At 74.6% G+C, this 24,727-nt stretch carries 25 protein-coding genes; 13 read left to right on the top strand and 12 right to left on the bottom strand.

Going from position 1 to position 24,727, the window contains the following annotated elements; all coding sequences use genetic code 11:
• Window positions 1-18 precede the first annotated feature (18 nt).
• Together AC5L3Z_RS01020 and AC5L3Z_RS01015 are read right to left on the bottom strand one after the other, a co-directional pair.
• Window positions 19-1,335 carry a DUF2252 domain-containing protein gene (locus AC5L3Z_RS01020; protein WP_494838825.1) on the bottom strand — a complete coding sequence of 439 codons (1,317 nt, stop codon included), beginning with the start codon at window positions 1,333-1,335 and terminating at the stop codon, window positions 19-21.
• Window positions 1,336-1,414: 79 nt separating this feature from the next.
• The gene (locus tag AC5L3Z_RS01015) at window positions 1,415-1,990 is read right to left on the bottom strand and encodes an NADH-quinone oxidoreductase subunit B (protein WP_494839566.1); all 576 of its coding nucleotides are present in this window, start codon (window positions 1,988-1,990) and stop codon (window positions 1,415-1,417) included.
• 179 nt (window positions 1,991-2,169) lie between these two features.
• Between AC5L3Z_RS01015 and AC5L3Z_RS01010 the strand changes: the two genes are divergently transcribed.
• Both AC5L3Z_RS01010 and AC5L3Z_RS01005 read left to right on the top strand, forming a co-directional pair.
• Window positions 2,170-2,730: an RNA polymerase sigma factor gene (locus AC5L3Z_RS01010; protein ID WP_494838824.1), complete on the top strand. Its 561-nt coding sequence runs from the start codon at window positions 2,170-2,172 to the stop codon at window positions 2,728-2,730.
• The gene (locus AC5L3Z_RS01005; protein WP_494838822.1) at window positions 2,723-3,940 is read left to right on the top strand and encodes a hypothetical protein; all 1,218 of its coding nucleotides are present in this window, start codon (window positions 2,723-2,725) and stop codon (window positions 3,938-3,940) included. Before AC5L3Z_RS01010 ends, AC5L3Z_RS01005 begins: the two co-directional genes overlap by 8 nt.
• Window positions 3,941-3,976: 36 nt before the next feature.
• Here the strand turns inward: AC5L3Z_RS01005 and AC5L3Z_RS01000 are convergent, their stop codons facing one another.
• From AC5L3Z_RS01000 to AC5L3Z_RS00990, 3 genes are read right to left on the bottom strand one after another with little or no spacing between them, the layout of a single operon-like run.
• A complete protein-coding gene (locus AC5L3Z_RS01000) occupies window positions 3,977-5,434 on the bottom strand; it encodes a pyridoxal phosphate-dependent decarboxylase family protein (RefSeq protein ID WP_494838821.1) in 1,458 nt (485 codons plus the stop codon).
• Window positions 5,431-6,855 carry an MFS transporter gene (locus AC5L3Z_RS00995; RefSeq protein WP_494838820.1) on the bottom strand — a complete coding sequence of 475 codons (1,425 nt, stop codon included), beginning with the start codon at window positions 6,853-6,855 and terminating at the stop codon, window positions 5,431-5,433. The genes AC5L3Z_RS01000 and AC5L3Z_RS00995 overlap by 4 nt, the downstream gene beginning before the upstream one ends.
• A 32-nt stretch (window positions 6,856-6,887) precedes the next feature.
• Window positions 6,888-7,202 (bottom strand): MGMT family protein, encoded by a 315-nt coding sequence (locus tag AC5L3Z_RS00990; RefSeq protein ID WP_494838819.1) that lies wholly within the window; start codon window positions 7,200-7,202, stop codon window positions 6,888-6,890.
• 13 nt (window positions 7,203-7,215) lie between these two features.
• On the opposite strand from AC5L3Z_RS00990, the gene proB reads away from it, so the two are divergent.
• The 8 genes from proB to AC5L3Z_RS00950 all read left to right on the top strand — a co-directional run bounded on the left by proB (window position 7,216) and on the right by AC5L3Z_RS00950 (window position 12,787).
• Window positions 7,216-8,373, top strand: coding sequence for a glutamate 5-kinase (gene proB, locus AC5L3Z_RS00985; protein WP_494838818.1), 1,158 nt, complete (start codon window positions 7,216-7,218; stop codon window positions 8,371-8,373).
• A 47-nt stretch (window positions 8,374-8,420) separates the two neighbouring features.
• Window positions 8,421-9,665 (top strand): glutamate-5-semialdehyde dehydrogenase, encoded by a 1,245-nt coding sequence (locus tag AC5L3Z_RS00980; RefSeq protein ID WP_494838817.1) that lies wholly within the window; start codon window positions 8,421-8,423, stop codon window positions 9,663-9,665.
• 85 nt (window positions 9,666-9,750) lie between these two features.
• A complete protein-coding gene (locus AC5L3Z_RS00975; protein WP_494838816.1) occupies window positions 9,751-10,149 on the top strand; it encodes a YbaB/EbfC family nucleoid-associated protein in 399 nt (132 codons plus the stop codon).
• A 2-nt stretch (window positions 10,150-10,151) separates the two neighbouring features.
• The gene (locus AC5L3Z_RS00970) at window positions 10,152-10,478 is read left to right on the top strand and encodes a hypothetical protein (RefSeq protein ID WP_494838814.1); all 327 of its coding nucleotides are present in this window, start codon (window positions 10,152-10,154) and stop codon (window positions 10,476-10,478) included.
• A 32-nt stretch (window positions 10,479-10,510) separates the two neighbouring features.
• Entirely contained in the window at window positions 10,511-11,005 is a 495-nt protein-coding gene (locus AC5L3Z_RS00965) for a WXG100 family type VII secretion target (RefSeq protein ID WP_494838813.1), read from the top strand.
• Window positions 10,998-11,627, top strand: a complete 630-nt coding sequence (locus AC5L3Z_RS00960; protein WP_494838812.1) for a hypothetical protein — start codon at window positions 10,998-11,000, stop codon at window positions 11,625-11,627. The genes AC5L3Z_RS00965 and AC5L3Z_RS00960 overlap by 8 nt, the downstream gene beginning before the upstream one ends.
• The gene (locus tag AC5L3Z_RS00955) at window positions 11,624-12,241 is read left to right on the top strand and encodes a hypothetical protein (protein ID WP_494838810.1); all 618 of its coding nucleotides are present in this window, start codon (window positions 11,624-11,626) and stop codon (window positions 12,239-12,241) included. The genes AC5L3Z_RS00960 and AC5L3Z_RS00955 overlap by 4 nt, the downstream gene beginning before the upstream one ends.
• 30 nt (window positions 12,242-12,271) lie before the next feature.
• Complete coding sequence (locus AC5L3Z_RS00950; protein WP_494838808.1) at window positions 12,272-12,787, top strand: SUKH-4 family immunity protein; 516 nt, start codon at window positions 12,272-12,274, stop codon at window positions 12,785-12,787.
• Here AC5L3Z_RS00950 and AC5L3Z_RS00945 read toward each other — a convergent pair.
• The 6 genes from AC5L3Z_RS00945 to AC5L3Z_RS00920 all read right to left on the bottom strand — a co-directional run bounded on the left by AC5L3Z_RS00945 (window position 12,771) and on the right by AC5L3Z_RS00920 (window position 20,845).
• Window positions 12,771-13,598, bottom strand: coding sequence for a prenyltransferase/squalene oxidase repeat-containing protein (locus tag AC5L3Z_RS00945; protein WP_494839564.1), 828 nt, complete (start codon window positions 13,596-13,598; stop codon window positions 12,771-12,773). The two genes, AC5L3Z_RS00950 and AC5L3Z_RS00945, sit on opposite strands and share 17 nt — an antisense overlap.
• Before the next feature lie 132 nt (window positions 13,599-13,730).
• Entirely contained in the window at window positions 13,731-14,912 is a 1,182-nt protein-coding gene (moeZ, locus tag AC5L3Z_RS00940) for an adenylyltransferase/sulfurtransferase MoeZ (protein ID WP_494838806.1), read from the bottom strand.
• Window positions 14,913-15,022: 110 nt separating this feature from the next.
• Entirely contained in the window at window positions 15,023-15,883 is an 861-nt protein-coding gene (locus tag AC5L3Z_RS00935) for a DUF3152 domain-containing protein (RefSeq protein ID WP_494838805.1), read from the bottom strand.
• Between the two features lie 82 nt (window positions 15,884-15,965).
• The gene (locus AC5L3Z_RS00930; RefSeq protein ID WP_494838803.1) at window positions 15,966-16,841 is read right to left on the bottom strand and encodes a DUF3152 domain-containing protein; all 876 of its coding nucleotides are present in this window, start codon (window positions 16,839-16,841) and stop codon (window positions 15,966-15,968) included.
• 5 nt (window positions 16,842-16,846) lie between these two features.
• Window positions 16,847-17,821, bottom strand: a complete 975-nt coding sequence (locus AC5L3Z_RS00925) for an alpha/beta fold hydrolase (RefSeq protein ID WP_494838801.1) — start codon at window positions 17,819-17,821, stop codon at window positions 16,847-16,849.
• A 51-nt stretch (window positions 17,822-17,872) separates the two neighbouring features.
• Complete coding sequence (locus tag AC5L3Z_RS00920) at window positions 17,873-20,845, bottom strand: hypothetical protein (protein WP_494838800.1); 2,973 nt, start codon at window positions 20,843-20,845, stop codon at window positions 17,873-17,875.
• A gap of 148 nt (window positions 20,846-20,993) precedes the next feature.
• Here AC5L3Z_RS00920 and AC5L3Z_RS00915 point away from each other — a divergent pair, with 148 nt between their 5' ends.
• Both AC5L3Z_RS00915 and AC5L3Z_RS00910 read left to right on the top strand, forming a co-directional pair.
• Window positions 20,994-21,632 (top strand): TetR/AcrR family transcriptional regulator, encoded by a 639-nt coding sequence (locus AC5L3Z_RS00915; protein WP_334532807.1) that lies wholly within the window; start codon window positions 20,994-20,996, stop codon window positions 21,630-21,632.
• 65 nt (window positions 21,633-21,697) lie between these two features.
• Complete coding sequence (locus AC5L3Z_RS00910) at window positions 21,698-21,925, top strand: DUF3107 domain-containing protein (protein WP_494838798.1); 228 nt, start codon at window positions 21,698-21,700, stop codon at window positions 21,923-21,925.
• Window positions 21,926-21,977: 52 nt separating this feature from the next.
• On the opposite strand, the gene AC5L3Z_RS00905 is transcribed toward AC5L3Z_RS00910, so the two are convergent.
• Window positions 21,978-22,646 carry a ferritin-like fold-containing protein gene (locus AC5L3Z_RS00905; RefSeq protein WP_494838797.1) on the bottom strand — a complete coding sequence of 223 codons (669 nt, stop codon included), beginning with the start codon at window positions 22,644-22,646 and terminating at the stop codon, window positions 21,978-21,980.
• Window positions 22,647-22,938: 292 nt separating this feature from the next.
• Between AC5L3Z_RS00905 and AC5L3Z_RS00900 the strand changes: the two genes are divergently transcribed.
• The gene (locus AC5L3Z_RS00900; protein ID WP_494838795.1) at window positions 22,939-24,648 is read left to right on the top strand and encodes a DEAD/DEAH box helicase; all 1,710 of its coding nucleotides are present in this window, start codon (window positions 22,939-22,941) and stop codon (window positions 24,646-24,648) included.
• The last annotated feature ends 79 nt before the right edge of the window (window positions 24,649-24,727 follow it).

The raw sequence follows: 24,727 nt of genomic DNA, 5'->3' as shown, positions 1-24,727 counted from the left end.
GCCGCCGCGTCGGGCCGCTCAGATGCCGGGGAGCCGGCCGTTGCGGAACAGGTCCACGAAGAGCTGGTGGTCCTCCCGGGTCCGGACGCCGTACGCGTGCGCGAAGTCGACCAGGTGCGCGACGAAGCCGTCGCTGTCGGCGTCGACCGCCGCGACGATCGCCTCCTCCGTGGAGTAGTCGACCAGGTCGTGGCTGGACTCGTCGTCGGCGACCGAGTGCATCCGGGCCACCGCCCGACCCAGGTGCGACAGCACGCCGCTGAGCTCCTCCGCCTCGTTGACGTCGGCCCACTCCAGGTCGGCCGCGTACGGGGAGATCTCGGCGACCAGTTGGCCGACCCCGTCCAGCTCGGTGAAGCCCAGCCACGGGTCGGCGTACGCCTGGAGGGCCCGCTGGGACTCGGCCGTGCGGTGCCCCTGGTGCCGGAAGTAGCCGCGGACCCGTTCGTCGTCGATGTGCCGCGCCACCGCGGGTACCTGCGCCTGCTTCATGTAGAGCACGACGTCGTTCTCCAAGGCCTGGGTGTGCCCCTCCAGCAGCAGGTTGTACGAGGGCAGCCCGGCCGAGCCGATGCCCACCCCCTTGCGCAGCACCACGTCCTTGATGACGGCGGCGACCGGGCGCAGCCGCCGGGCGGACTCCGGCCGGGTGGCGAGGTAGTCCCGGTAGGCGGCGCAGACCCGCTCCCGGGTCTCGGAGTCGATCTCGAATACGCCCTCGACCAGAGAGAACCGGCGTTCGTAGTTGTCGATCGTGGTCTGCGTGGCGAGCAGCTCGACCCGGGTGTTCAGCCGGGCCTGCTGGAGCACCCGGAGCAGCACGCCGTCGGCGGTGTCCAGCGTGATCGAGCCGATCGCGTCGTCCCCACCGGTGGCGATCCCCCGCAGCTCCGCCAGGTACGACCGGGCGAAGACGTCGACCAGGTCGCTGATCGCCCGGTCGGAGAGAGCCTTCGCGTAGCCGAGCAGCGCCACGCTGGCGGCGAAGCGTTTCAGGTCCCAGGAGAACGGCCCGACGTACGCCTCGTCGAAGTCGTTGACGTTGAAGACGAGCTGCCCGGAGGCGTTCATGTAGGTGCCGAAGTTCTCCGCGTGCAGGTCGCCGTGGATCCACACCCGGCTGGTCCGCTCGTCGAGGAACGCGTCGTCGGCGAAGTCGCCGCGCTGGTCGGCGTAGAAGAGCGCCGCGCTGCCCCGGTAGAAGGCGAACGGGGAGGCCGCCATCTTGCGGAACTTGCGGCGGAACGCCGCCGGGTCGAGCGCCATCGACTCACCGAACTCCTCGGTGAGCACGTCGACGATGTGGGCGGACCGCCGGTCCGCGGGCTGGGTCATGGAGCGCAGGCTAACCCCCGCCCGCCACCGTGGCGCTCCGCCGAGCGGGCAGGTCGGCAGGCAGGTCGGGTACGGCGGTTCAGCCAGCGGGTGGGCGTACCGGCGGGGCGGTCAGCGACTCCACCGGGCGCGGCGCGCCGTCGGCCGGGGCGACGTCCGCCGGCGCGGCGAGCGGGTCGGGGCGGGGCACCCCACCGACGCCCGACTGCTCGGCGGCGATCTTCTCCTGGAGGCTGAGGATGCCGTGCAGCAGCGCCTCCGGCCGGGGCGGGCAGCCGGGCACGTAGACGTCGACCGGGATGAGCTGGTCGACCCCCTTGGTCACCGAGTACGAGTCCCAGTACGGGCCGCCGCAGTTGGAGCAGGAGCCGAAGGAGATCACGTACTTCGGCTCGGGCATCTGGTCGTAGAGCCGCTTGATCGCCGGCGCCATCTTGTCGGTCACCGTGCCGGAGACCACCATCAGGTCGGCCTGCCGGGGGCCGTGCGCGAACGGGATCACGCCGAGCCGGATGAAGTCGTGCCGGCCCATGCTGGTCGCGATGAACTCGATCGCGCAGCACGCCAGGCCGAAGTTGAACACCCAGAGCGAGTAGCGACGGCCCCAGTTCAGCACGAACCGGATCGGCTCGCCGAGCACTCCCGGCACCTGCACGACCGCCCCCTTCCTGACCCTCACGGACAGTCAATCACAGCTGCCGCACCCTCTCCGCGCAGTGGGTCGCGCGGAGGGACAGCCCGAGTCCGACGGCAGGAGCCCGCAACCTTCCCCACCGTCCGGTTGTCTGACCTTCGTCGAGGTGCACGGCGCCGCGACCGCCACGGGGAGGACGAATGAGTGTGACGAAAGACGTGCGGGTGGGCGAGCCGCCGCCGGACCCACTTCGGGAGGCGGCGTCCGACCGGTCCGAGCTGATCTTCGACGACTTCTACCACGCCCACTTCCGGGGTCTGGTCGTTCAGCTCGCCGCCTACACCGGGGACCGCGGCCATGCGCAGGACCTGGTGCAGGAGGCCTTCTGCAAGGCGTTCGCGCGGTGGGACCGGGTGGCCGGCTACGACGATCCGCTGGCCTGGGTACGGCGGGTCGCCTGGAACCTCGGCCACAACCGGTGGCGACGGCTGCGCACCGCGCAGGCGTACCTGCTGCGGCAGCGGGAGACGCACGTCGCCGGACCGACGCCGGACCGGGTGGCGATCGACACCGCGTTGGCGAAGCTGCCGGACCGGCAGCGCCGGGCCGTGGTGCTGCACTATCTCGCCGACCTCTCGGTCGCCGAGATCGCCGCCCAGGAACGGGTCGCCGAGGGCACGGTCAAGTCCTGGCTGCACCGGGGTCGACTGGCGCTCGCCGCGCACCTGCGCGACAGCGCCGAGGAGGTGGGAGATGTCTGAGTCGGGGAACGTCGACCTCGCCGGGGAGTTCACCCGGTACCGCGGGACGATGCTGGCCGAGGTCGAGGTGCCGGGGCCGGCGGAGGTCCGTCGGACGGTACGGCGCCGGCGGCGCCACCATCTCGCCACGGCCGCCGCGACGGCCGTGGCGCTGCTCGGCGGGCCCGCCGTCGGGTACGCGGCCCTGGACCGCTCCGGTCCACCACCCGAGCCGGTACGCCCCACGCCGAGCGCGAGCCCGACACCCACGCCCAGCGGCTCGCCGAACCCGACCGGGGCGCCCTCGCCGACGACCGCCAGCCCGAGCCGGACGGCTCCGGACGGGCGGATCAGCCGGGAGCAGCTGGCCGCCGCCCGCGTCGACCTGCCGGCGTGGCGGCCCGGCCCGGCCTGCCCGACGGACGGGGTCCGGTTGGCCGCCGAGGCCCGCGGCGCCCGGGAGGGGACGAACGCCATCGCGGAGGTCGAGACCGGCGACGTCGACGGCGACGGGGCGGCCGAGACGGTGGCGCTGATCCGGTGCGCGCTGGGCAGCGGTGGCCCCCAGCAGGCCGTCGCGTTCGACCGGGACGACGCGGGCCGGATTGTCACGGTCGGCCGGATCACGGCGAGCACCATCGATCAGCCGCAATGGTTGACCGGGCTGAACGTGCGCGTCGACGGCGTCGTCCGGGTGCAGGTCGCCGACCTGGCGCCGGGCGGCGGCTGGCCGGGCGACTGGTCACAACGGCAGTGGCGCGGCTACCGCTGGACCGGCGAGCGGTTCACGCAGGTCGAGGGGCCGACCGCGTTCGGCCCGAACCCGTACTCCACGGACCTGGCGGTGACCGCGAAGGACCTGGTCCTGGCCGACGACCCGACCGACGGCTCCCGGGTCGGCGAGATCCAGGTGCGGATCCGCAACCTCGGAGACCGGCGGGCCGACGCGGTGCCCGTCACGCTCCACCTGCCGGTGGCCCTGCTGCCGCACGGCTCCGCCTGGTCCGGCTGCGGCCCGGACCCCGGGCGGTACCGGCCGCCGCTGAGCTGCGAGCTGGGCCCGGTCGAGGCGGGGGGCGAGCTGGTCGTCCGCCTCGGGGTGCGGCTGCCCCCGGGTGCCAGGCTGACGCCGGGCACGGCGGAGGTGCGGGGCGCCGCGACCGGTCCGGGTGGGTACAACCTGCTGGACCCGGACGTCGGCAACAACGAGGACACGATCTCCTACCGGTGACGGGTCGGCGGGGGTGGCGGCGGCCACCCCCGCCGGTCACCACGTCGGGCGTTGCAGCAGGCCGACGAACTCCACCAGCAGCCGTTCCCGCAGCGCGGGCGGTGCCGCGTCGAGCAGGGCGTTCACCGTGGCCAGCCGCCCCGGCAGCGGACCGGGGCCGGCGCCGAGCCCCAGCCCGGCGGCGAGGTCGGCGATCAGCTCCGGGGTCAGCGCGTCCGGGGTCAGCGAGGTCGCCAGCGCGACCAGCTCCGCCGGCAGCCGCACCGGCCCGGCCGCCCGGGCGGCGGCGACCGCGTCGGCCAGGTCCGGCCCGAACTCCGCCACCCGGGGCGCCACCGAGGCGGTCACCGTCAGGTGCACGCTGGCCGGCAGGCCGGCGTACCTCAGCTGCGGCTGGGTGTGCCAGCCCCGGGCGGTCAGCTCGTCGACCAGGACGAAGAGGTCCAGCTCCGGGTCGGTCGCGGTGAAGCAGACCACCGTGGACTCCGGTTCGGCCATCAGCCGCAACCCGTCGACGTCGCGGACCGCGTCGGCCAGGCCGGCGACCGCGTCCCGGGTGGCGGCGGCCAGCCGCAGGTAGCCGGCGTCGCCGAGGTGCCGCAGGGTGGCGTACGCGGCGGCGATCGGGCCGCCGGATCGGGTGGAGGCGAGCACCGGGTTGACCATCGTGTACCCGGGCCAGTCGGCGTACGCGAAGTACTGCGGGGCGCGCAGCGCCGGATCACGGTGCAGCAGCACCGAGACGCCCTTGGGGGCGTACGCGTACTTGTGCAGGTCCACCGAGATCGAGGTGACCCCGGCGACGGTGAAGTCGAACGGCGGCACCGGTGAGCCGAGCCGACGCAGGTACGGCAGGGTCCAACCGCCGAAGCAGGCGTCCACGTGGCAGCGGGTCCCGGCCGCCGCCGCGGCGGCGGCGATCTCGGTGACCGGATCGACCACGCCGTGCGCGTACGACGGGGCGGAGCAGGCCACCAGCACGGTCTCCGGCCGGATCGCGGCGGCCACGTCGGCCGCCGCCGGGCGCAGGGTGACCGGGTCGACCGCGACCGTGTCGAGGGTGACCCGGAGCAGGTGGGCGGCCTTGGCGAAGGCGGCGTGCGCGCTGGCCGGTACCACGATCCGCGGCTCGGCGAGCCCGGGCCGGGCGTCCCGGGCCGCCTTCACGGCCAGGATCAGCGACTCGGTGCCGCCGCTGGTGACGCTGCCGACGACGTCCGGGGCGGTCGTGCCGGGGCCACCGCCGAGCAGCCGGGCGGCGGCTCCGACCAGCGCGTTCTCCATCGCCAGCAGCGACGGGAAGGCGGTCGGATCGAGCCCGTTGACGTGCGCGCTCAGCGCGTACGCGGCCGCCCCGAGGTCATCGAGCCCCGCCACCCCCGGGTCGTACACGTAGGCGAACAACCGCCCCCCGTGCGTCGGCCGGTCCAGCCCCCGCAGTTCCCGAATCTCCGCCAGCACCCGCTCAGCGGGCACCCCGTCTTCATCGATCATGGACTTGTGGTGCCTTTCTTGTGACGATCAGCGGCTTTTCTCCCCCACCACAACTGCATGATCGGCGGGGATGGGGGGCGGCGGGGGCGGAGGAGGAGGGTGGCGGGGGCGATCAGGAGGGCGGGGAGGGCGGTGAAGCCCAGGAGGATGCCGAGGCGGGCGGAGGGGGGTTGGGCGGCGGAGGCGCCGGTGGTGGAGGAGACGTAGCCGGAGAGCTGGAGGACCAGGCCGTAGATGCCGGGGCCGAGGGCCAGGCCGAAGGTCTCCCCGGCGGTCCAGAGGCCGGTGAAGACGCCCGCCTGGCGGCGGCCGGTGCGCGCGGTCTCGTCCGCCACCCGGTCGGGGAGCAGGGCGAGGGCGAAGACCTGCTGGCCGGCGTACCCGATGCCGATCAGCGCGACCAGCGCGTAGACCGCGGCGGCGGGCAGCACCGGAGCGGCGACCAGGGCCAGCGCTCCGGCGGCGAGCAGCAGCGACGCGGCGACCAGGGCGGAGAGCTTGCCCAGCCGCGCGCCGACCCGGGTCCAGAGCGGCATCACCAGCAGCGCCGGCCCGACGAAGCAGGCGAAGAGCAGGGTGGGGCCGTTCGCCGGGTCGCGCAGGATCTGGTCGGCGAAGTAGCTGACGCCGGCCAGGATGGTCGCCACCCCCGCCGACTGGATCACGAAGCAGGTCAGCAGCGCCCGGAACGGTCGGTTGCCGGCGGCGACCGCGAGCTGGGCGCGCAGCGTCGGCTCGGTCTGCGTGACCGCGCCGACCGGCGCGGAGCGGGTGCCGAGGAAGGCGCCGACCGCGCCGAGGCCGATCAGCGCGGCGACGAAGAGGCCCATCCACCGGTGCCCGGCCAGCCCGTCGCCGCCGGCGGCGACCACCATCGGGGCCACCGCCCCGGAGACCAGGATGGCCAGCGCCAGCACCGCGATCCGCCAGCTCATCAGCCGGGTACGCTCCGCGCCGTCGTCGGTCAGCTCGGCGGGCATCGCCACGTACGGCACCTGGAAGAAGGCGAACGCGGTGGCGGTGGCGAGGAAGGCGACCGCCACGTACGCCCCGGCGGCCGGGCCGCTGCCGAACGGCGCGGCGAAGATGGCGGCGAAGGCGACGGCGAGGGCCAGCCCGGCGCCGAGCAGCCACGGCCGGCGGGGCCCCCAGCGGGAGCGGGTCCGGTCGGAGATCCGCCCGGCGACCGGGTTGACCAGCACGTCCCACGCCTTCGGCAGCAGCACCAGCAGGGCCGCCACCCCGGCGGCCACGCCGAGGGTGTCGGTGAGATACGGCAGCAGCAGCAGCCCCGGCACGGTGCCGAACGCGCCGGTGGCCAGCGAGCCCAGCGCGTACCCGGCGTGCACCCGGCGCGGCAGCGGGCCCACGACCGGCGCTGCCGTGACCGGGGAGCCGGCTGGTACGGGGGGCGCGTCCATGCGGCCGAATGTTACTCACGTTATGGCGCCGGTCACATCCCCTCTTCCGGCCACCAGCTCGCCGCCGCCATGTCCACCCCGGCGGGACGCAGCGGGCAGCCCTCGGCGCGCAGCCGCGCCCGCGCCTGGACCTCGTGCCCGGGCGGCAGCCGGCCGGCCGAGTTCACCACCCGGTGCCAGGGCACCCCGCCGCCGTGCCGGGCCATGATCGAGCCGACCAGCCGGGCGGAGGCCCGACCCGAGCGCTCGGCCAGGGCGTCGGCCACCGCCCCGTACGACATCACCCGGCCCGGCGGGATCCGCTCGACCAGCGCGAGCACCGCCTCCACGTACTCCTCAGGCGTCACGAGCTGCCACGATATGGGAACGCTGCCGGGGGCGGCCGGATCGGTCGCGCAGAATGGGCGGGTGCGCGACGCAGTCACCTCGGCCCGACGGATCGTCGTCAAGATCGGGTCGTCCTCGCTGACCACCTCGGCCGGTGGTCTGGACGACACGCGGGTCGACGCCCTGGTGGACGCCCTCGGCGCGCTCGCCGCCGACGGCCGCGAGGTGGTGCTGGTCTCCTCCGGCGCGATCGCCGCCGGCCTGGCTCCGCTCGGCCTGGCCCGGCGCCCCCGCGACCTGGCCACCCAGCAGGCCGCCGCCAGCGTCGGGCAGGGCCTGCTGATCGGCCGGTACGCGGCCGGCTTCGCCCGGCACCGGCTCACCGTCGGGCAGGTGCTGCTGACCGTCGACGACGTCACCCGGCGGGCGCACTACCGCAACGCGTACCGCACGCTGCGCAAGCTGCTCGACCTCCGGGCCGTGCCGGTGGTCAACGAGAACGACACCGTCGCCACCGAGGAGATCCGGTTCGGCGACAACGACCGGCTGGCCGCGCTGGTCGCCGCCCTGGTCGACGCCGACCTGCTGGTGCTCCTCTCCGACGTGGACGCGCTCTGGACCGGTGACCCGACCCGGTCCGGCAGCAGCCGGATCACCGAGGTCCGCGGCGAGCGCGACCTGGCCGGCATCGACATCGGCGGCGCCGGCCGGGCCGGGGTCGGCACCGGCGGCATGGTCACCAAGGTCGAGGCGGCCCGGATCGCGACCGGCTTCGGCATCCCGGTGGTGCTCACCGCCGCGCCGCTGGCCGCCGCCGCGCTCGCCGGCGAGCCGGTCGGCACCTTCTTCCACCCCAGCGACCGGCGCCCGGCCGCCCGGCTCTTCTGGCTGGCCCACGCCACCTCGCCCCGGGGCCGGCTGTACCTGGACCCGGGTGCGGTGCAGGCCGTGGTGGGGCGGCGCAAGTCGCTGCTGCCCGCCGGGATCACCGCGGTGGACGGCGCGTTCACCGCCGGTGACCCGGTGGATCTGGTGGACGCCGCGGGCGCCCCGGTCGCCCGCGGCCTGGTCAACTACGACGCGGTGGAGCTGCCCGGGTTGCTGGGCCGCTCCACCGGTGAACTCGCCGCGGCCCTGGGCCCCGCCTACGAACGAGAGGTCGTCCACCGCGACGACCTGGTGTTGCTGTAAGCCGGGCCCCTGCCGGCAGGGGCCCTCCCACACCTGAGGAGTGCAGCATGAGCGTCGTCGAGCAGGCGCGACGGGCCCGGGACGCCGCCGCGGAGCTGGCCGTGGCCACCCGTAAGGTCAAGGACGCCGCGCTGGCCGCGATGGCCGACGCGCTGGTGGCGCGTACGCCGGAGATCCTGACCGCGAACGAGGCGGACCTGGCGGCCGGGCGGGCGGCCGGGCTGAGCGCGGCCGTGCTGGACCGGCTGGCCCTCGACGCGGGCCGGGTCGCCGGCATCGCCGACGCGCTGCGGCAGATGGCCGCCCTGCCCGACCCGGTGGGCGAGGTGGTCCGCGGCTCGACGCTGCCCAACGGGCTGGAGCTGCGCCAGATCCGGGTGCCCTTCGGGGTGGTCGGCATCATCTACGAGGCGCGGCCCAACGTCACCGTGGACGCCGCCGGGATCTGCCTGAAGTCCGGCAACGCGGCGCTGCTGCGCGGCTCCTCGTCGGCGGCGCACTCCAACGCCGCGCTGGTCGCGGTGCTGCGTGACGCGGTCGCCGGCGCCGGCCTGCCGGCGGACGCGGTGCAGCTGCTCGACGCCGGCTCCCGCGACTCGGTCAAGGAGCTGATGCGGGCCCGGGGCCTGGTGGACGTGCTGATCCCGCGCGGCGGCGCGTCGCTGATCCGCACCGTGGTGGAGGAGTCGACGGTGCCGGTGATCGAGACCGGGGTGGGCAACTGCCACGTCTACGTCGACGCCGCCGCCGACGTGCCGAAGGCGGTCGCGGTCACCCTGAACGCGAAGACCCAGCGTCTGTCCACCTGCAACACCGCCGAGTCGCTGCTGGTCCACGCGGAGGTCTCCGAGGCGTTCCTGCCGGCGGTGCTGGCCGCCTTCGCCGAGGCCGGGGTCACCGTGCACGGCGACGCCCGGGTGGCGGCGTTCTCCGACGCGGTGGTGCCGGCCACCGACGAGGACTTCGCCACCGAGTACCTCTCGGCGGACATCGCGGTCGCCGTGGTCGACTCGCTTGACGCGGCGGTCGCGCACATCCGGCGGTACGGCACCGGCCACACCGAGGCCATCGTCACCGACTCGGCGACGGCGGCCCGGGAGTTCGTGGCCCGGGTGGACGCGGCGGCGGTGATGGTCAACGCCTCGACCCGGTTCACCGACGGCGGCGAGTTCGGCTTCGGCGCGGAGATCGGCATCTCGACGCAGAAGCTGCACGCCCGCGGCCCGATGGGGCTGCCCGAGCTGACCTCCACCAAGTACGTGGTCACCGGCGACGGCCACCTGCGCGGCTGACCGTCCCGCATGGAGGGTGACCCGACGGTCGCACCGGGTCGCTAGGCTGGTGCTCGGTTCGGCACTGCTCGGCTGGGGAGGCGGCATGCTGGGCGAGAGCGCCCTGGAACAGCAACTGGCACAGGCGCGGGCCGCGCTGCGCGAGGTGAGCCGCACCGTCACGCCCCCCGAACGGGTCGAGTCGGTGGGCGAGGCCGCCGACGGGCGGATCCGGGTCACCCTCGGCGCCGACCGTCGGGTCAGCGCCGTGGAGATCGACCCGCGGGTGCTGCGCGAGGGTTCCGAGCGCCTGGCCGAGGAGCTGCGGCAGGCGGTGAACGCCGCACTGGACGGTCAGGACGCGGGCACCGTCGACGAGCCGATGCCCGACCTGGCCGCGATGACCGCCACCGTGGAGCGCCTCCAGGACCAGAGCCTGCGCCAGATGCGGGAGATCAGCACCGCGATCAGCGAGACCATGCGCAAGCTTCAGCAGCGGAGTTGACCGTGGAACCGCTCGATGTGGACATCGACGCCCTGCGCCAGGGGGCGGACCAGCTCGCCCAGGCCAAGGAGAGCGTCCGCCAGGCGTTCGAGGCCTTCCAGGCGGCGGCGGGCGGCTACGCCGCCGCCTTCGGCGGCGACGGGATCGGCACGCTGTTGGGCGTGGGGCACCAGGCCTGCGTGGAGGCGCTCACCGAGTGCTTCAGCACCAACGTCGCCGAGCTGGAGAGCTACGCGGACGGCCTGAAGGGGATGGCCGAGAGCTACCGGGAGATCGAGGAGGGCGTCAGCGCCTCGTTCCGCTCGATCCTCGGCTCACTGGGTGGCTGAACCGCCACCGACGGACGACGATAGGAGTCGGTGTGGGTCTGACGCTGCCGGGTGAACTCGCCTCGCTGCTCTCCATGATCGGGTACGACTGGCCGGAGTCCGACGAGACAGCGATCTTCCGGCTCGCCGGCGAGTGGACCGGCCTGGCGGACCGGATCAACGGCTCGGTCGCCCAGCTGGAGTCGGCGGCGCGCACGGTGCTCGACACCAACCGGGGAGAGAGCTTCACCGCGTTCGCCAGTGAGTGGAACGACAAGGAGTCGGCGGCCCGGAACATCGCCGACGCCGCCAACCCGGCGAGCGTCATCGGGATCGGGCTGATGGCCGCCGCCGGTGTGGTGCTCGCCCTGAAGATCAACGTGATCATCCAGCTCGTGGTGCTGGCGATCCAGATCGCGCAGGCGATCGCCACCGCGGCGGTCACCTTCGGCGCGTCGCTGCTGGAGATCCCGATCTTCAAGATGATCACCGGGCTGATCATCGATGAGCTGATCGGCATGGCCGTGGACACGGTGCTCAATGGCTAAGGGGCGGACCGCGCCGCCCCGGCAGACGCAGGCCAAGGGCGCCAAGATCCTCTCGGCGCACCTCGAGAACGCCGACGTGTTCCGCACCGCCAAGACGGCCGGCACCACTCCCCGCGGCCCGGCCGTGCTGGTGCTGCGCAACCGCCCGGACTTCGACAAGAAGGACTTCGACCGCAAGGCCAAGGACCTGGTCCGGCTCGGCCAGGAGGGGCGGCTGAGCAAGGCGAAGTCGGACCGGACGGCCAACAACGTCTACCACCGCGGGGGCCGAGGGACCAAGCCGGGCACCCGGACCCGCACCAACGTCTTCCGGGACCGGGTGATCCGCCGGCTGACGAAGAACGAGAAGCTGACCCAGCAGCACGGTGACCGGACGACCAACCAGTACCTGGCCAACAAGGAGCTCGTCGATCGCCTCTACGACGGCCGGGGGCCGATCCGGGCCCGGGGCGAGGGATTGGACCCGGACCACGTCCACGAGCTGCAACTCGACGGAAAGGACGAATACGCTAACCTCAGGCTGATGGACGCCTGGACCAACCGCCAGATCGGCAGCGACATCTCCGTGGCGTTGCGCGACGTGCCCGCGGGCACCCCGATCATCGTGAAGGTCCTGCCATGACCCGGCCGGACCCCGCCGTCCTCGCCCGGATCGCCGAGAAGCTGGAGCTGCTCACCCGGGTCGAGTCCGAGCACGGCTTCGGCGTCCGCATCGAGGGACCGGCACCGCTGGAGCCGATCGCCGGCCTGCCCGGCGTAGCCGAGGTCTACAGCCTGTTCCAGCGGTTGGAGGGCGACAACTTCCGGTTCCACGCGCCGAAGGAGATCCTCACCCCGCAGGCCTGGGCGGAGGACGAGGTCGACCCGGACGACCCGATGGGCAGCCCGCTGATCGTCGGCTACGAGATGGACAGCGTCCCCGCCGGCCTCCGCGCCGAGATCCGCGGCGGTGACCCGATCTATCTCGACCGGGAAGACCTGGACGTGTACTACATGGAGTCCAGCGCCTACGTCTACCAGTACGAGCACCCCGACGAGGACGTCGAGTTCACCGTCATCGCCCCCGATGTCGCCACGTTCTTCGACGAGCACGTGCTCGGCCCCCGCTACCCGGAGCTGACGGCCGTGGTCTTCGGCCCCGCCGGTGGAGAGCAACGGCTACGCAAGGGCCGGCATGCCGGCGAGTACGCCGACAACTGGCGGCGCCTGCTGATCGCCGCCAATTTGTCCTCCTGACCCATTCGTCGACCCTGCTTAAGGACCGTCATGGCTGCTGATCCCCGGTTCACGGCACTGTGGAACTCCGACGAGCTCATCCCCTACCCGCGCGAGGCGTGGCTGGAGGGCGGGTTCAGCCCCGACCTGCTCCCCGCCGGCGACGAGATCCCGCTCGACGTGGCGGTCGTCTACACCGCCTTCCTCGAAGGCGACATCGAGCTGTACGACACCATCGCGCTCACCACCGAGGACGGCGCGCTGGACGTCCGGCTGATCGTGGTCGGCGCGGTCGCCGACAACCCCGACCTGCTCTACGTGCTCGACCCACGCACCGGGGAGATCCTCCAGTACGACCTGGCGCAGCAGGACGTCCAGGCCGTCAACAGCGACTTCCGCACCTTCGTCGAGTTCCTCTACCAGTTCGCGCTCTTCGTCGAGGCCGACGAGGGCAAGGAGGGCCGGGCCGAGCGGGCCGAGGAGCTGCGGACCGTCCTGGAGAGCATCGACCGGGCCGCGTTCGCCCCCGACGCCTGGTGGCCGCTGGTGATCAGTCAGCTGAAGTAGGCCGGCAGGCGCGGATCACGGTCAGCGTGGTGTGCACGTCGAACTGGTGGCCGTCGTCGCTGTCCCAGCCGCCGTCGCTGCGCTGGGTCTCGGCGAGCCGCTTGCGCGCCGACACCAGCACCCACTGCTCCTCGCCCACCTCGACCCGGCGCAGCGTGGCGGCCAGCGAGGCCACGTCCGCCGGGGACATCTGCGGCATCCGCTCGGCCAGCACCGCCTGGATCCGCGCCGACTCGTAGTACATCTGCTGGCGGTGCAGCACGGCCGCGCTCAGCCAGCCGGCGGCGAGGAAGGACGGCCAGCTGCCGTCCGGCGCGAGCTGCGCGGCCAGCGCCTGCGCCGCGGCCTGCACCACGCCGGCGTACGCGCCGCCGACCCGGTGGTCGAGCGGGCCGGCGGCGCGGGCGTCCAGGCCGGCCACGCTGAGCCAGAAGCCGGCGTTGGCGGTGAGGTAGAGGCGGGCCTCCGGGTCGCCCGGGCGGGCCCACTCCGGGGCGTCGTCGGCCAGTGCCGCGTCCTCGTCCCAGCCGCCGTCGGGCAGTTGCCGGGCGGCCAGCCAGTCCAGCGCGTGCCGGGCGGCGGGGCGGCCGAGGGCGCCGAGGTCGTCCAGTTCGGCCAGCCGGAAGCAGGTCGCGTCGATCGAGCCGACAGCACCGCCGAGGGTCGCCGGCCAGCCGCCGTCCGGCGTCTGCCCGGCCTCGGCCACGTCGAGCAGTTCCGGCGGCACCGGCGTACCGGAGCGCAGCCGGGAGAGACGGGCGCGGTCCACCGCGTCCCCGTGTGCCACGACGAAACCGATCGCGGCGTCCATGTCGACCACGCGCACACGCTACCTGCGGAAACCCGATCTCGCCTCGGGGAATCGGCCAGGCCGGGCCGGCCGCCGGGGGGCGGGTGCGCCGGGAAGGGGCCCTCCGGTGCCGGAGAGCCCCTCCCCGACACCTCAGTACGCGGGCAGCGACGGGTCGATCTGCTTGATCCAGGAGAGCACCCCGCCCTGGACGTGCACGGCGTCGCGGAACCCGGCCGCCTTGAGCGCGGCGAGCGCCTCGGCGGAGCGGACACCGGACTTGCAGTGCAGCACGATCTGCTTGTCCTGCGGCAGCTTCACCAGCGCCTCGCCGGAGAGGATGTCGCCCTTGGGGATCAGCGTCGAGCCGGGGATGCGGACGATCTCGTACTCGGCGGGCTCGCGGACGTCGACCAGGAAGATGTCCTTCCCGGCGTCCTGCCACTCCTTGAGCTCGCCGGCGGTGATGGTCGAGTCGACCGCCGCCTCCTGCGCCTCCTCGGAGACCGCGCCGCAGAAGTCCTCGTAGTCCTCCAGCAGGTCGGTGACCGTGGGGTTCTCGCCGCAGAGCACGCAGTTCGGGTCCTTGCGGACCTTGATCTTGCGGTACTCCATCTCCAGGGCGTCGTAGACCATCAGCCGGCCGACCAGCGGCTCGCCGATGCCGGCGAGCAGCTTGATCGCCTCGTTGACCTGGATCGAGCCGATCGACGCGCAGAGCACCCCGAGCACGCCGCCCTCGGCGCAGGAGGGAACCATGCCGGGCGGCGGCGGCTCCGGGTAGAGGCAGCGGTAGCAGGGGCCGTGCTCGGCCCAGAAGACCGACGCCTGGCCGTCGAAGCGGTAGATCGAACCCCAGACGTACGGCTTGCCGAGCAGCACCGCGGCGTCGTTGACCATGTACCGGGTGGCGAAGTTGTCGGTGCCGTCGACGATCAGGTCGTACCGGGAGAAGATGTCGCGGACGTTCTCCCGGTCCAGCGCGGTGTTGTGGATCTCGACGTTGACCAGCGGGTTGATCTCGCGGATCGACGCGGCGGCGGACTCGGCCTTGGATCGGCCGACGTCGGAGACGCCGTGGATGATCTGCCGCTGGAGGTTGGACTCGTCGACGGTGTCGAAGTCGATGATGCCGAGCGTGCCCACGCCGGCGGCGGCGAGGTACATCAGGGCCGGCGAGCCGAGGCCACCGGCGCCGACACAGAGCACCCGGGCGTTCTTCAGCCGCTTCTGCCCCTCGACCCCGACGTCCGGGATGATCAAATGGCGGGAGTAGCGGCGGATCTCGTCAACGGTCAGCTCGGCGGCGGGCTCGACGAGCGGGGGCAGCGACACGGTGGACTCCCCGGGATCGGCTGGTGGCGAACCGCGTCATTGTCGCCCGATACGGCGGCGCTCGGCCATGAGGAGGGACACGTAGCCCGACATTCGGGAGCGGGAATAACTCAGATGCCGGGAACGAGTTCGCCGGTGTGGAGCATGCCGTCGAGGTACGGGAAGGCGTTGGCGACGCAGCCGTCCAGGCCGTACGTCTGCTGCTGCATCACCGGCGCCGGCTCGCCGGGGCCGGGACAGGCCTGGTGCTCCTCGCCCAGCTCGTGGCCGACCTCGTGGTTGACCACATAGGTCCGGTAGGTCTCCAGCGGGGCGCCGTAGTCGGGTACGGCGTCCATCCAGCGGGCCAGGTTGATGATCACCTGGCCGGGCAGCCGGCAGGAGGTGTAACCCTCGGTGCTCAGGCCGCCCTCGGCGCACATCTGTTCGGAGGTCGCCGGGGTGGCCAGGTAGACGGTGAAGTCTGCGGGGGCGACGTCGGGGACCCGTTGCAGCCGCACCTCCCCGGAGGCGATCCAGCTCCGCGGGTCGGCCAGCGTCCCGTCCACGGCGGCGGCGAAGGCGTCCACGTCCTGGCCACTGCCCTGCTCGACGGCGACCCGGTAGCGGAGCAGCGGACCGTCGAGGCCCTGGATCGCGGACCGGCCGTCGGCGGTCACGAAGCGGCCGGGGCCGCTGGTCGGGTAGCCGGCCGGGGCGGCCCGTCCGCCGGCGCCGTGCCCGTCGGGAGCCCACCCACCGACCGGGGGCGGGGCGGCCGGGGGGCCGCCGTCGCGGACCAGCGCCAGCCCGGCGGCCGTGGTGGCGAGCAGGGCCAGCCCGAGCACGAGGCCGCGGTCCCGCCGGCGCAGCCGGAGCAGGCCCGACCGGACCGCCCGACCGGCGTGGCCCAGTGCCGCGCGCGCCCCGCCGACCCGGCGCGGGCCGGCCGGATGGGGACGCTCGGGCGGGATCGGCTCGAAGGGCTCCACGTCACCAGCATGGCAGACCAATCGGGCAATCAGCGTCAATCGCCAGCCATGGTGAAGATGTTTCACGGAACCTCGCCGCGGCTCAGACCGACGGCCCGCGGTACCGCCGCCCGCCCAGGTACGGCCACGGATTGGCCGTGCAGCCGTCCAGGAAGAGCGACTGCTGCTGCATCACCGGCGCCGGACGACCCGGCCCCGGGCAGCGCTCGTGCCGGTGCCCCAACTGGTGGCCCACCTCGTGGTTCACCACGTACAGCCGGTAGCGCGACAGCGGCACCCCGGCCCCGACGAAGTGCGGCACGGACGTCCGCCACCGGTCCAGGTTGATGATCACCTTCCCGGGCGCCCGGCAGGAGGTGTACGGCCGCCCACCGACCCGGATGTCCACTCCCCCGGCCAGGCACAACCGTCCCGCCGTCCGCGCCGTGGCCAGGAAGACGGTGAACTCCGCCGGGGACCCGCCCGGTACCCGGCGCAGCCGCAGCCGGCCGCCGTCCACCCAGCTCCCCGGGCCGGCCAGCGCCTCCTGCACCACGTCGGAGAAGTCCTGCACGTCCTCCCCGGCGCCGTTCTCGACGGCGACCCGGTACCGCTGCACCCGGCCCGCCCGGCCCAGCGTCGCCCCGGGCCGGTCGTCGTAGCCGAAGCTGCCGCGCCCGGCGGCGGGAACCGGGCCGGCCAGCTGGAGCAGCGGCGCCACGACCGACGGGGACGGGCTCGCGGTGACGGCCGGCGACGGCGACGCGAACGGGGCCGCAGCAGGGGCGTTGGCGGCCACCATGCCGGCGCCGGCCTCCGGCCGCTCCGCGGAGAGCGCCCCGCCGGCACCGGCGGCGAGGGCGAGCGCGACCAGCACCACCACCGGCCATCGACGGGCCACGGGGGTCGGCGCGGGCGTACGACGGGCGTGACGGTGCGGCCGCTGGCGCCGGCCGCCGCGGCGGAAGAAATCGGGCATCCTGGTCAGGATGCCACGTCCACCGGCCCGGTCGCCTCCCCCGTTTCGGCGAGTAGCCCGACCACCGCCCGCGCCACCGTGCGGGGCACCTCGAGCTGGGCCACGTGCCCCACGTCGTGCAGCATCAGCAGCCGGCTGTCCGGGATGACCCGGGCCGCCTGCGGCGCCACCCGCACGTCCACCAGCCGGTCCCGCATGCCCCCCACCACCAGAGTGGGCGCCTGGATCGAGGCGGCGATCCGCCACATCGACCCCGGCCCCGGCAGGTACGACCGCAGGAAGCTGGCGACCAGCCCGCGGAAGGTCCGGACGTACGCGGCCGCGTAGTGGGCGGCCTCGTAGCGCACCAGGATCTCCTCCAGCGCCTCCTGGCGACGCTGTTCGCTGATCCGGCTCAGGTCGGCGACGCACGCCTCCATCGCCTGCTGGGCCATCAGCTCGGGGGCCAGCTGGGCCAGCCGCCACGCCGCCAGGCGCTCACCGCGCGGAATGGCCAGCAGCGGCAGCATCCGCCCCTGCAACGACCGGCGGAAGTCCAGGAAGGGCAGCGCCGGGGAGATCAGCGTGAGGGTCCGCACCAGATCCGGCCGCAGCCCCGCCACCTGCACCGAGACCGCCCCGCCCAGCGAGTTGCCGAACAGGTGCACCGGGCCCCGCCCGGAGTGCTCGATCCAGCGGATCACCCGCGCCGCGAAGGCCGGGATGGTGTACCGCTGGCTCGGCTCGCTGCGCCCGAAGCCGGGCAGGTCGATGGCCTGGCCGTCGAGCCGGTCGGCGAGCAGGCCGGCCAGGTCCGTCCAGTTCTGCGACGAGCCGCCCAGCCCGTGCACGTAGAGCGCCGGCTCGGCGTCCGGCCCGGTGGCGGGGGTCTCCCGGACGTAGGTGACCGTGCCGTCGAGGCGGACCGGCCGGCCGGGCCAGGGCGGGGGGACGTGGTGCGGCGGCAGAAGGTGGTCGGGCCAGAGGGCGGCGCGCTTCATGCCTCCAGTCTTCCCGTCCCGACCCGTACCGTCACCGTGACCATGGCCGCCTCAGGCCAGCAGCGCCTCGAGACGACGGTTCACCGCGGCCAGCGTCGCCCGGACCACCGCCTGCCGGGGATCCCCGGCGACCAGCGCCGAGCCGGCCAACTGCTCGACCCAGCCGTCGCAGACCAGCAGCACCACCACGGTGGCGACCTCGCAGTTGCCGAAGGGGACCACTGCGGCGTGCTCGACGAAGCAGCGTCCCCGGTCGGCGTCCCGCTCCGCCCCGCGCAGCAGCCGGTCCACGGCCGCCGCGGCGGCCACCGCGCAGAGCCGCAGGACGTACCCGTCCACGGCCGGCCCGGTGGCGTGGCCGGCGGCGACCTCGCCACCGGCGAGCAGGCGCACCTCCACTGTGGCGTCGAGGCCGAACGTGCTCACCTGCACGTGGTCGATCACCACCCGGGGCCCCGGCACGCCGCCGGTGTCCAGCGGGCGGGAGGGCGCGGTCTCCGTCGTGGTCATCTGCCCGCCGGAGTACGACGTGCCGCCCGTCACCGGGCTACCGGTGGCCGGGACCGCCAGGCCGGCCGTCGCCTCCTCCACACTGGCCCGTCCCCGGTGGGCGGAGCCCTGCCGACGCCGGCGGGCGACCCCGGCCATCGTGCCGGCGGGATCGGCCACCGGGACCGCTCCCGGTGCGACCGGGCGGCCGGCGGGCGGCTCCTGGGCGGTGCGGGCCCGGTCGCCACCGGTACGACCGTCCCCGCCGGTCGGCTCGGCGGCACGGCCACGGCCCGCCCCCGGATCCTGCTCCCGGGGCGCGGCCCGGCGGGGCTCCGCGTCGCCGGCCCGGTCCCGGGGTTCGCCGGCGCGCGGCTGCGGGGTACGGGACTCGGCCGCGCGACGGCGCATCGGGGCGGCCGGCGCCCCGGGGAGGTTCTGCGGCGCCGCGGCGAGGCCCATCCGCTCCTGGAGCAGGCGGGCCACCATCCGGCTGACCTCCGCCGGGTCGGCCCCGTCGGAGAGGTCGAGCCGCAGGCTGTGCGCGCCGGCCGGGGTCCGGCGCAGCGCCGCGTCCCGGACGCCGGCGACCTCCCGGACGGCGTCGAGGATGGCGTTGACGTCGAAGCCCTCCGGGCGTTCCCGCAACGGGGCGGGCTCGTCCTCGCGGCGCAGGTGGGTGGCGATGCGGGCGAGTTCCGGTGTCTCGGCGGGTGGCTCCACGGCTGGCGGCTCCGGCACGACGGGCACGTCCGGTTCGGCGGGGACGCGCTGCGGCAGCACCGCCATGCCGTGGTCCGACCTCAGGTCGTCCACGGCCGGCTCGGACGTGGGCGCCGGGTCGGGAGCGGATCGGCGGGCCGCGTAAGGGGGTGCGCTCGTTGGTGCGGGCGCGGACGACGCGCGGTCCGGGCGACGCGGGCCGCTCGTGGCGGGGACCGTCGTGGCACCGGGACCGGTGGGGGTGGACAGGTGGCCGGGGGGTTCGGCCGGGGTCGGCTCCGCCGGCACGGACCGGAGCCGGAACGGCTGCTCGGCCCGATCGGCCACCGGCCGCTCCGCCGGGGCCGGTGGGGCGCTGCTCGGCGCGGAGGACGTGCTGCTGGGCGCGGGCGGGGCGCTGCTGGGGGCGGCGGCGCGACCGCCACCCCAGGCGGCCCGCTGCTCCATCGCCGGGCGGTCACCGGCCGCGGCCCGGTCCGGCCCGACGGACCGATCCGACCCGAGCACCCGGCCGGCGGCGTCCCGGCCGGCGGCGTCCCGGCCGGCGGCGGGAGCTCGGCCCGCGGCGTCCCGGTCCCGGTCCCCGGCGTGGGCCCGGTCCGGAGCGGCCCAGTCGGCGGCGGCCCGGTCGACGGCGGGGGCAGCGGCCCGGTCCGGGCCGACGGGACGGTCCTCGGCCAGCCCACGGTCGGCGCGGTCCGGAGCGGTGGTGCCCGGACCGGACCGCTCCTCCTGGGCGGGCGGCGGCTCGGGCTCGGAGCGGGTGACCTCGTACGGGCGCGGGAGTTCGGAACGCACCGGCTCGTACGGCCGGGCCGGCTCGGCGCGCACCGGCTCGTAGGGGCGGGCCGGCTCGGCACGCACCGGCTCGTACGGCCGGCTGGGCTCGGCGGCCCACTCGGCGCGGGCACGCCGCCCGACCTGCTGCTCCTCCTCGCGCGCCCAGGAGGGCGCCCAACTGCCGCCCCAGCTCGGCCGGTTCCAGCTCGGACCGGTCCAGTCCGGCTCGTCGGCGGGGGGCGGGCGATGCTCGGCGACCGGCTCGGCACGCTGGTCGGAGTCGGCCGGGTAGCGGTCCGCCCAGGCGGACGCCTCGGCGGCACGCGGGTCGGGGCCGGCGGCCGGCGGCTCGGCGGGGAACCGGTCCGCCCAGGCGGGCGGTTCGGTGGCCCGGGCCGGTTCGGCGTCGGGCTGCGGGGCGTGGAAGCCGGGCGGCACCTCGAAGCCGGAGGGGGCGGTGCCGGGCGGCGGCACCTGCACGGCGGGCGGGGCGGACGCGGGGAAGTTCCCCTCCGACCAGCGGCTCACCCGGGGCCCCGGGGGCTCCTCGGAGAGGTGGCGGCCGGCGGCGTCCGGTTCCTGCTGCTCGGCCGGGGGTACCGGCCGCTGGGCCGGTACCACCAGCTGGTCGCCGTCGCCGTCCCGGCGCGGCTCGACACCGTACCGCGGGGCGTCGACGGGTGGGGCGCTCATCGGGGCGGAGCGGCGCAGTGGGGACTCCTCGTCGGGGTGGCTGACGCCGTTGCGCGGGGGGTGTCCGTTGCGCGGGGCCGGTTCGCCGTCGGCGGGCGGGCTGGAGAAGGGGGCCGGCAGGTCGCCGTGGTGCGGTGAGGAGGCGCCCCAGCCGGTGGTCGGTTCGGACCGGCGCCACGGGGCGGCGGGCTCGCGGCCCCTCGGGGCGTCCGCCCCGCCGGACCACCCGGTGGCCGGAGGTGCCCACCCGCTGGCGGAGTGGGCCGGGTCGTCCTGCTGACCCGTCCCGTCGCCGTGCTCTCCCGGGGTGGCGGCACCGGGTTGCCCTGTTTCACTCACCGCGCGCTCCTTGGTCGCCCCAGCTGAGGCTACCGTGTGGTGACAGTGGCGATAAGTTACAGCGGCGGGCCAATTCCGGGACCAGGTGAGAGCCCTGACCGGTACGGGGTAAAAGTGCCGGCTCGTACGAAGAAACTCGGAGGATCCCATGACCGCTGTGGGGAACGGTGCGCACACCGCCGGCCGGCCCACCCGCCTGCCCCGTTCGGCGCGCCGTAAGCAGCTGCTCGCCGCCGCGCAGGAGGTGTTCGTCGCGCAGGGCTACCACGCCGCCGCCATGGACGACATCGCCGAGCGGGCCGGGGTCTCCAAGCCGGTTCTCTACCAGCACTTCCCCGGCAAGATGGAGCTCTACCTGGCGCTGCTCGACACGCACTGCGACGCCATCGTCGCCAAGGTGCACGACGCGATGCGCGGGACCATCGACAACAAGGAGCGGGTCAGCGCCTCGGTGCGCGCCTACTTCGACTTCGTCGACCACGAGAGCGAGGCGTTCCGTCTCGTCTTCGAGTCGGACCTGCGCAACGACCCGGCGGTGCGCCAGCGGGTGGAGCGGGTCGAGCAGGGCTGCATCGCGGCGATAACCGACACCATCATCTCGGACACCGGCGTCAGCCGGGCGCACGCCGAACTGCTCGCCTCCGGTCTGGTCGGGGCGGCGGAGACGGCCGCCCAGTTCTGGCTGGCCGGCGGCCGCCAGGTGCCGAAGGCGGAGGCGGAGGCGCTGGTCGCCGCCCTGTCCTGGCGTGGGATCGCGAGCTTCCCGCTGCAAGGTGAGTCAGCCTGAACATCCGGCCCCGAGATCGGATAGCCTTCCCAACGGCGGCTCTTTCGCCCACCTGAGGAGGCACAGTGGAGGTCAAGATCGGCGTGCAGTACGCGCCGCGCGAGCTGGTTCTGGAGAGCGCGCAGTCGCCGGCCGAGATCGAGCAGATCGTGACCGACGCCTTCGGCAAGGCCGAGGGGACGCTGTCCCTGACCGACGAGAAGGGCCGGCGGGTCATCGTGCCGGTCAGCAAGGTCGCCTACGTCGAGATCGCCGAGGCGTCCCCGCGGGCGGTCGGGTTCACCGTCCGCTGACCCGGTCCGGCGCCCGCGGCGGCTGAGCCGCCGCGGGCCGGGCCCGGACCGTTCAGTTGTTGAGGCCGGCGGCGGTCATCCGCGCGGTGTGGTTGGCGGTGAGCCGGCGGAACAGCGCCGGCACGTCCGCGCCGTCCCGCACGATCAACGCGGTGAGCGCGCCCCGGTCGGCGGCGGCGACCCGGCCGGCCTGGGAGAGCGCCTCGCCGACCAGGCGCCGCGCCCACATGGAGAGTCGGTTCGCCACCCGCGGGTCGGCCTCGATCGCGGCCCGGATCTCGGCGGCGGCGAAGTCGGCGTACCGGGATTCGTGCAGCACGTCGCGCACCAGTTGCCGGTACGGCTCGTCCAGCCGGTCGGCGATCTCGCCGAGGAAGTCGTCGGTGATGGCGTCCCCGACGTACGCCTTCGTCACCGCCTCCAGCCAGTCCTTCGGTTCGGTGGAGTCGTGGTACGCCTGCAACGGCGCCACGTACGGGGCCATCACGTCGTCGGGCGTCGCCCCGAGGGCGGTGAGCCAGTCCGCGAGCCGCCGGTAGTTGCCGATCTCGGCGGCGGCCATCTCGCTCAGCGCCGCCCGCCGGCGCAGGTCTGGGGCGAGCCTGGCGTCGGCGGCCATCCGGTCGAAGGCGAGCAGTTCGCCGTAGGCGACCAGGCCGAGCAGGTCGACGACGGCGGCGGAGCCCAGCGGGGCGGATTCGGGGTCATTCGGGGCGGGCACGAGCGCAGGCTACCGCCCCGGACGCCGACCCGACGCCCCGCGATAGTGACCCAGGTCACAAAATTTACCCCCGGCGGAGGCGCGGTCATCGTGCTCAGGGCTGGGCGGGGAGCCGCTCGGGTAGGATGGAGCAGTTGCCGCAGGCGCCGATCTCATCGAAGTCCTGCCTGCGGCGCGCGTGCGGCCCGGTCCGGCTCGGCGTTCACCGCCGCCGATCGCGTGGCCCGCGCCATACCGATCGCGCCCTGAGGACAAGACGGGGCGCACCACGAGAGGGCACCCCCAGATCCACATGAGCGAGCAGATTCTCGAAGAGCTGGAGGGCCAGGAGCTGGCCCCCACCGCCCCGGTTCGTCCGGAGGCCCCCACGTTCGCCGCGCTCGGTGCGCGGCCCGAGACCGTCGAGGCCCTGGCCGCGGCGGGCATCACCCGCGCGTTCGCGATCCAGGAGTACGCGATCCCGATCGCGCTGCGCGGCGTCGACATGATCGGCCAGGCGCCGACCGGCACCGGCAAGACCCTCGGCTTCGGCGTGCCGCTGCTGGAGCGGGTCTTCGCCCCCGCCGAGGGCGGCGACGGCGTGCCGCAGGCGCTGGTCGTCGTCCCCACCCGCGAGCTGGGCATCCAGGTCGCCAAGGACCTCGCCGCCGCGGGCCGCACCCGGGGCGTCCGGGTGCTGCCGATCTACGGCGGCGTGGCGTACGAGCCGCAGATCGACGCGCTGCGCAAGGGCGTCGAGATCCTGGTCGGCACGCCCGGCCGGCTGATGGACCTGCAGAAGCAGAAGCACGTGCGGCTGGACCGGGTCCGCGCGCTGGTGCTCGACGAGGCCGACCGGATGCTCGACCTGGGCTTCCTCGACGACGTCGAGAAGATCCTGGCGATGCTGCCGGAGGACCGGCAGACGATGCTCTTCTCGGCCACCATGCCGGACCCGATCGTCGCGCTGTCCCGGCGCTTCCTGCGCCGGCCGATGACGATCCACGCCGGGCACACCGCCGAGACCGGCCCGTCGCCGCAGACCCAGCAGCTGGTCTACCGGACCCACTCGATGAACAAGGTCGAGATCGTGGCGCGGATCCTCCAGGCGGAGGGGCGCGGCCTCACCATGATCTTCACCCGCACCAAGCGGGCCGCCGACCGGGTCGCCGAGGACCTCGACTTCCGTGGCTTCGCGGTCGCCGCCGTCCACGGTGACCTCGGACAGGGCGCGCGGGAGCGGGCGCTGCGGGCGTTCCGGGCCGGCAAGATCGACATCCTCGTCGCCACCGACGTGGCGGCGCGCGGGCTCGACGTCACCGGCGTCACCCACGTGATCAACTACGACTGCCCCGAGGACCAGGACACCTACACCCACCGGATCGGCCGCACCGGCCGGGCCGGGGCGACCGGTGTCGCGGTGACCTTCGTCGACTGGGACGACATGCCCCGCTGGCGGATCATCGACAAGACGCTGGGCCTGGAGATGCCGGAGCCGCCGGAGACGTATCACACCTCTCCGCACCTCTACACCGACCTGGCCATCTCCACCGAGGTGTCCGGCACCCTGCCGACCGCCGAGCGGACCCGCGCCGGGCTCTCCGCCGAGGTGGAGGAGGACCTGGGTGGCCGGCCGCGTCGCGGCGAGGGCGGTGCCCGGGGTTCCCGGCGCGGCGAGGGCCGGGGCCGGGGCGAGAGCCGCGGCCGGGGCGACGACCGGAGCCGGGGCGACGACCGCGGCCGGGGCGAGCCCCGCCGGGACAGCTCCGACGCCGGCACGCCGGCCGCCGGGACGCCCGTCGAGGGCGCCGAGGAAGGCACCCGTACCCCGCGCCGCCGGCGTCGCCGCCGCGTCGCGGAGGGCGCGGGTGAGGCCACCGCGGTGATCTCCTCGGGCGAGGGCGCCGCCGAGCCGGCCACCGCCGCCGCCGAGGGCGAGTCGTCGACCAAGCCGCGCCGCCGCCGGCGCCGTCGTGGTGCCGGTTCCGGCACCGGTACGCCGGCCGAGGCGACCGCCGACTGACCAGCGACACCCGACGTCCCCCGCACCGCCGACGCGGTACGGGGGACGTCCCCTTTCTCCCCGCCGGCACGGACCCCAC

Source organism: Micromonospora sp. LZ37 (assembly GCF_059359015.1).
Note: the sequence above shows the minus strand (reverse complement) of the source record. Positions and strands in the feature narration are given on the sequence as shown.

Coding starts and splice junctions, on each gene's coding strand:
- AC5L3Z_RS01005 (WP_494838822.1), top strand. CDS start 2,723: ATGTCTGAGTCGGGGAACGTCGACCTCGCCGGGGAGTTCACCCGGTAC.
- proB (WP_494838818.1), top strand. CDS start 7,216: ATGGGAACGCTGCCGGGGGCGGCCGGATCGGTCGCGCAGAATGGGCGG.
- AC5L3Z_RS01020 (WP_494838825.1), bottom strand. CDS start 1,335: ATGACCCAGCCCGCGGACCGGCGGTCCGCCCACATCGTCGACGTGCTC.
- AC5L3Z_RS00960 (WP_494838812.1), top strand. CDS start 10,998: ATGGCTAAGGGGCGGACCGCGCCGCCCCGGCAGACGCAGGCCAAGGGC.
- AC5L3Z_RS00955 (WP_494838810.1), top strand. CDS start 11,624: ATGACCCGGCCGGACCCCGCCGTCCTCGCCCGGATCGCCGAGAAGCTG.
- AC5L3Z_RS00915 (WP_334532807.1), top strand. CDS start 20,994: ATGACCGCTGTGGGGAACGGTGCGCACACCGCCGGCCGGCCCACCCGC.
- AC5L3Z_RS01000 (WP_494838821.1), bottom strand. CDS start 5,434: ATGATCGATGAAGACGGGGTGCCCGCTGAGCGGGTGCTGGCGGAGATT.
- AC5L3Z_RS01010 (WP_494838824.1), top strand. CDS start 2,170: ATGAGTGTGACGAAAGACGTGCGGGTGGGCGAGCCGCCGCCGGACCCA.
- AC5L3Z_RS00975 (WP_494838816.1), top strand. CDS start 9,751: ATGCTGGGCGAGAGCGCCCTGGAACAGCAACTGGCACAGGCGCGGGCC.
- AC5L3Z_RS00930 (WP_494838803.1), bottom strand. CDS start 16,841: ATGCCCGATTTCTTCCGCCGCGGCGGCCGGCGCCAGCGGCCGCACCGT.
- AC5L3Z_RS00980 (WP_494838817.1), top strand. CDS start 8,421: ATGAGCGTCGTCGAGCAGGCGCGACGGGCCCGGGACGCCGCCGCGGAG.
- AC5L3Z_RS00900 (WP_494838795.1), top strand. CDS start 22,939: ATGAGCGAGCAGATTCTCGAAGAGCTGGAGGGCCAGGAGCTGGCCCCC.
- AC5L3Z_RS00945 (WP_494839564.1), bottom strand. CDS start 13,598: ATGGACGCCGCGATCGGTTTCGTCGTGGCACACGGGGACGCGGTGGAC.
- AC5L3Z_RS00950 (WP_494838808.1), top strand. CDS start 12,272: ATGGCTGCTGATCCCCGGTTCACGGCACTGTGGAACTCCGACGAGCTC.
- AC5L3Z_RS00995 (WP_494838820.1), bottom strand. CDS start 6,855: ATGGACGCGCCCCCCGTACCAGCCGGCTCCCCGGTCACGGCAGCGCCG.
- AC5L3Z_RS00925 (WP_494838801.1), bottom strand. CDS start 17,821: ATGAAGCGCGCCGCCCTCTGGCCCGACCACCTTCTGCCGCCGCACCAC.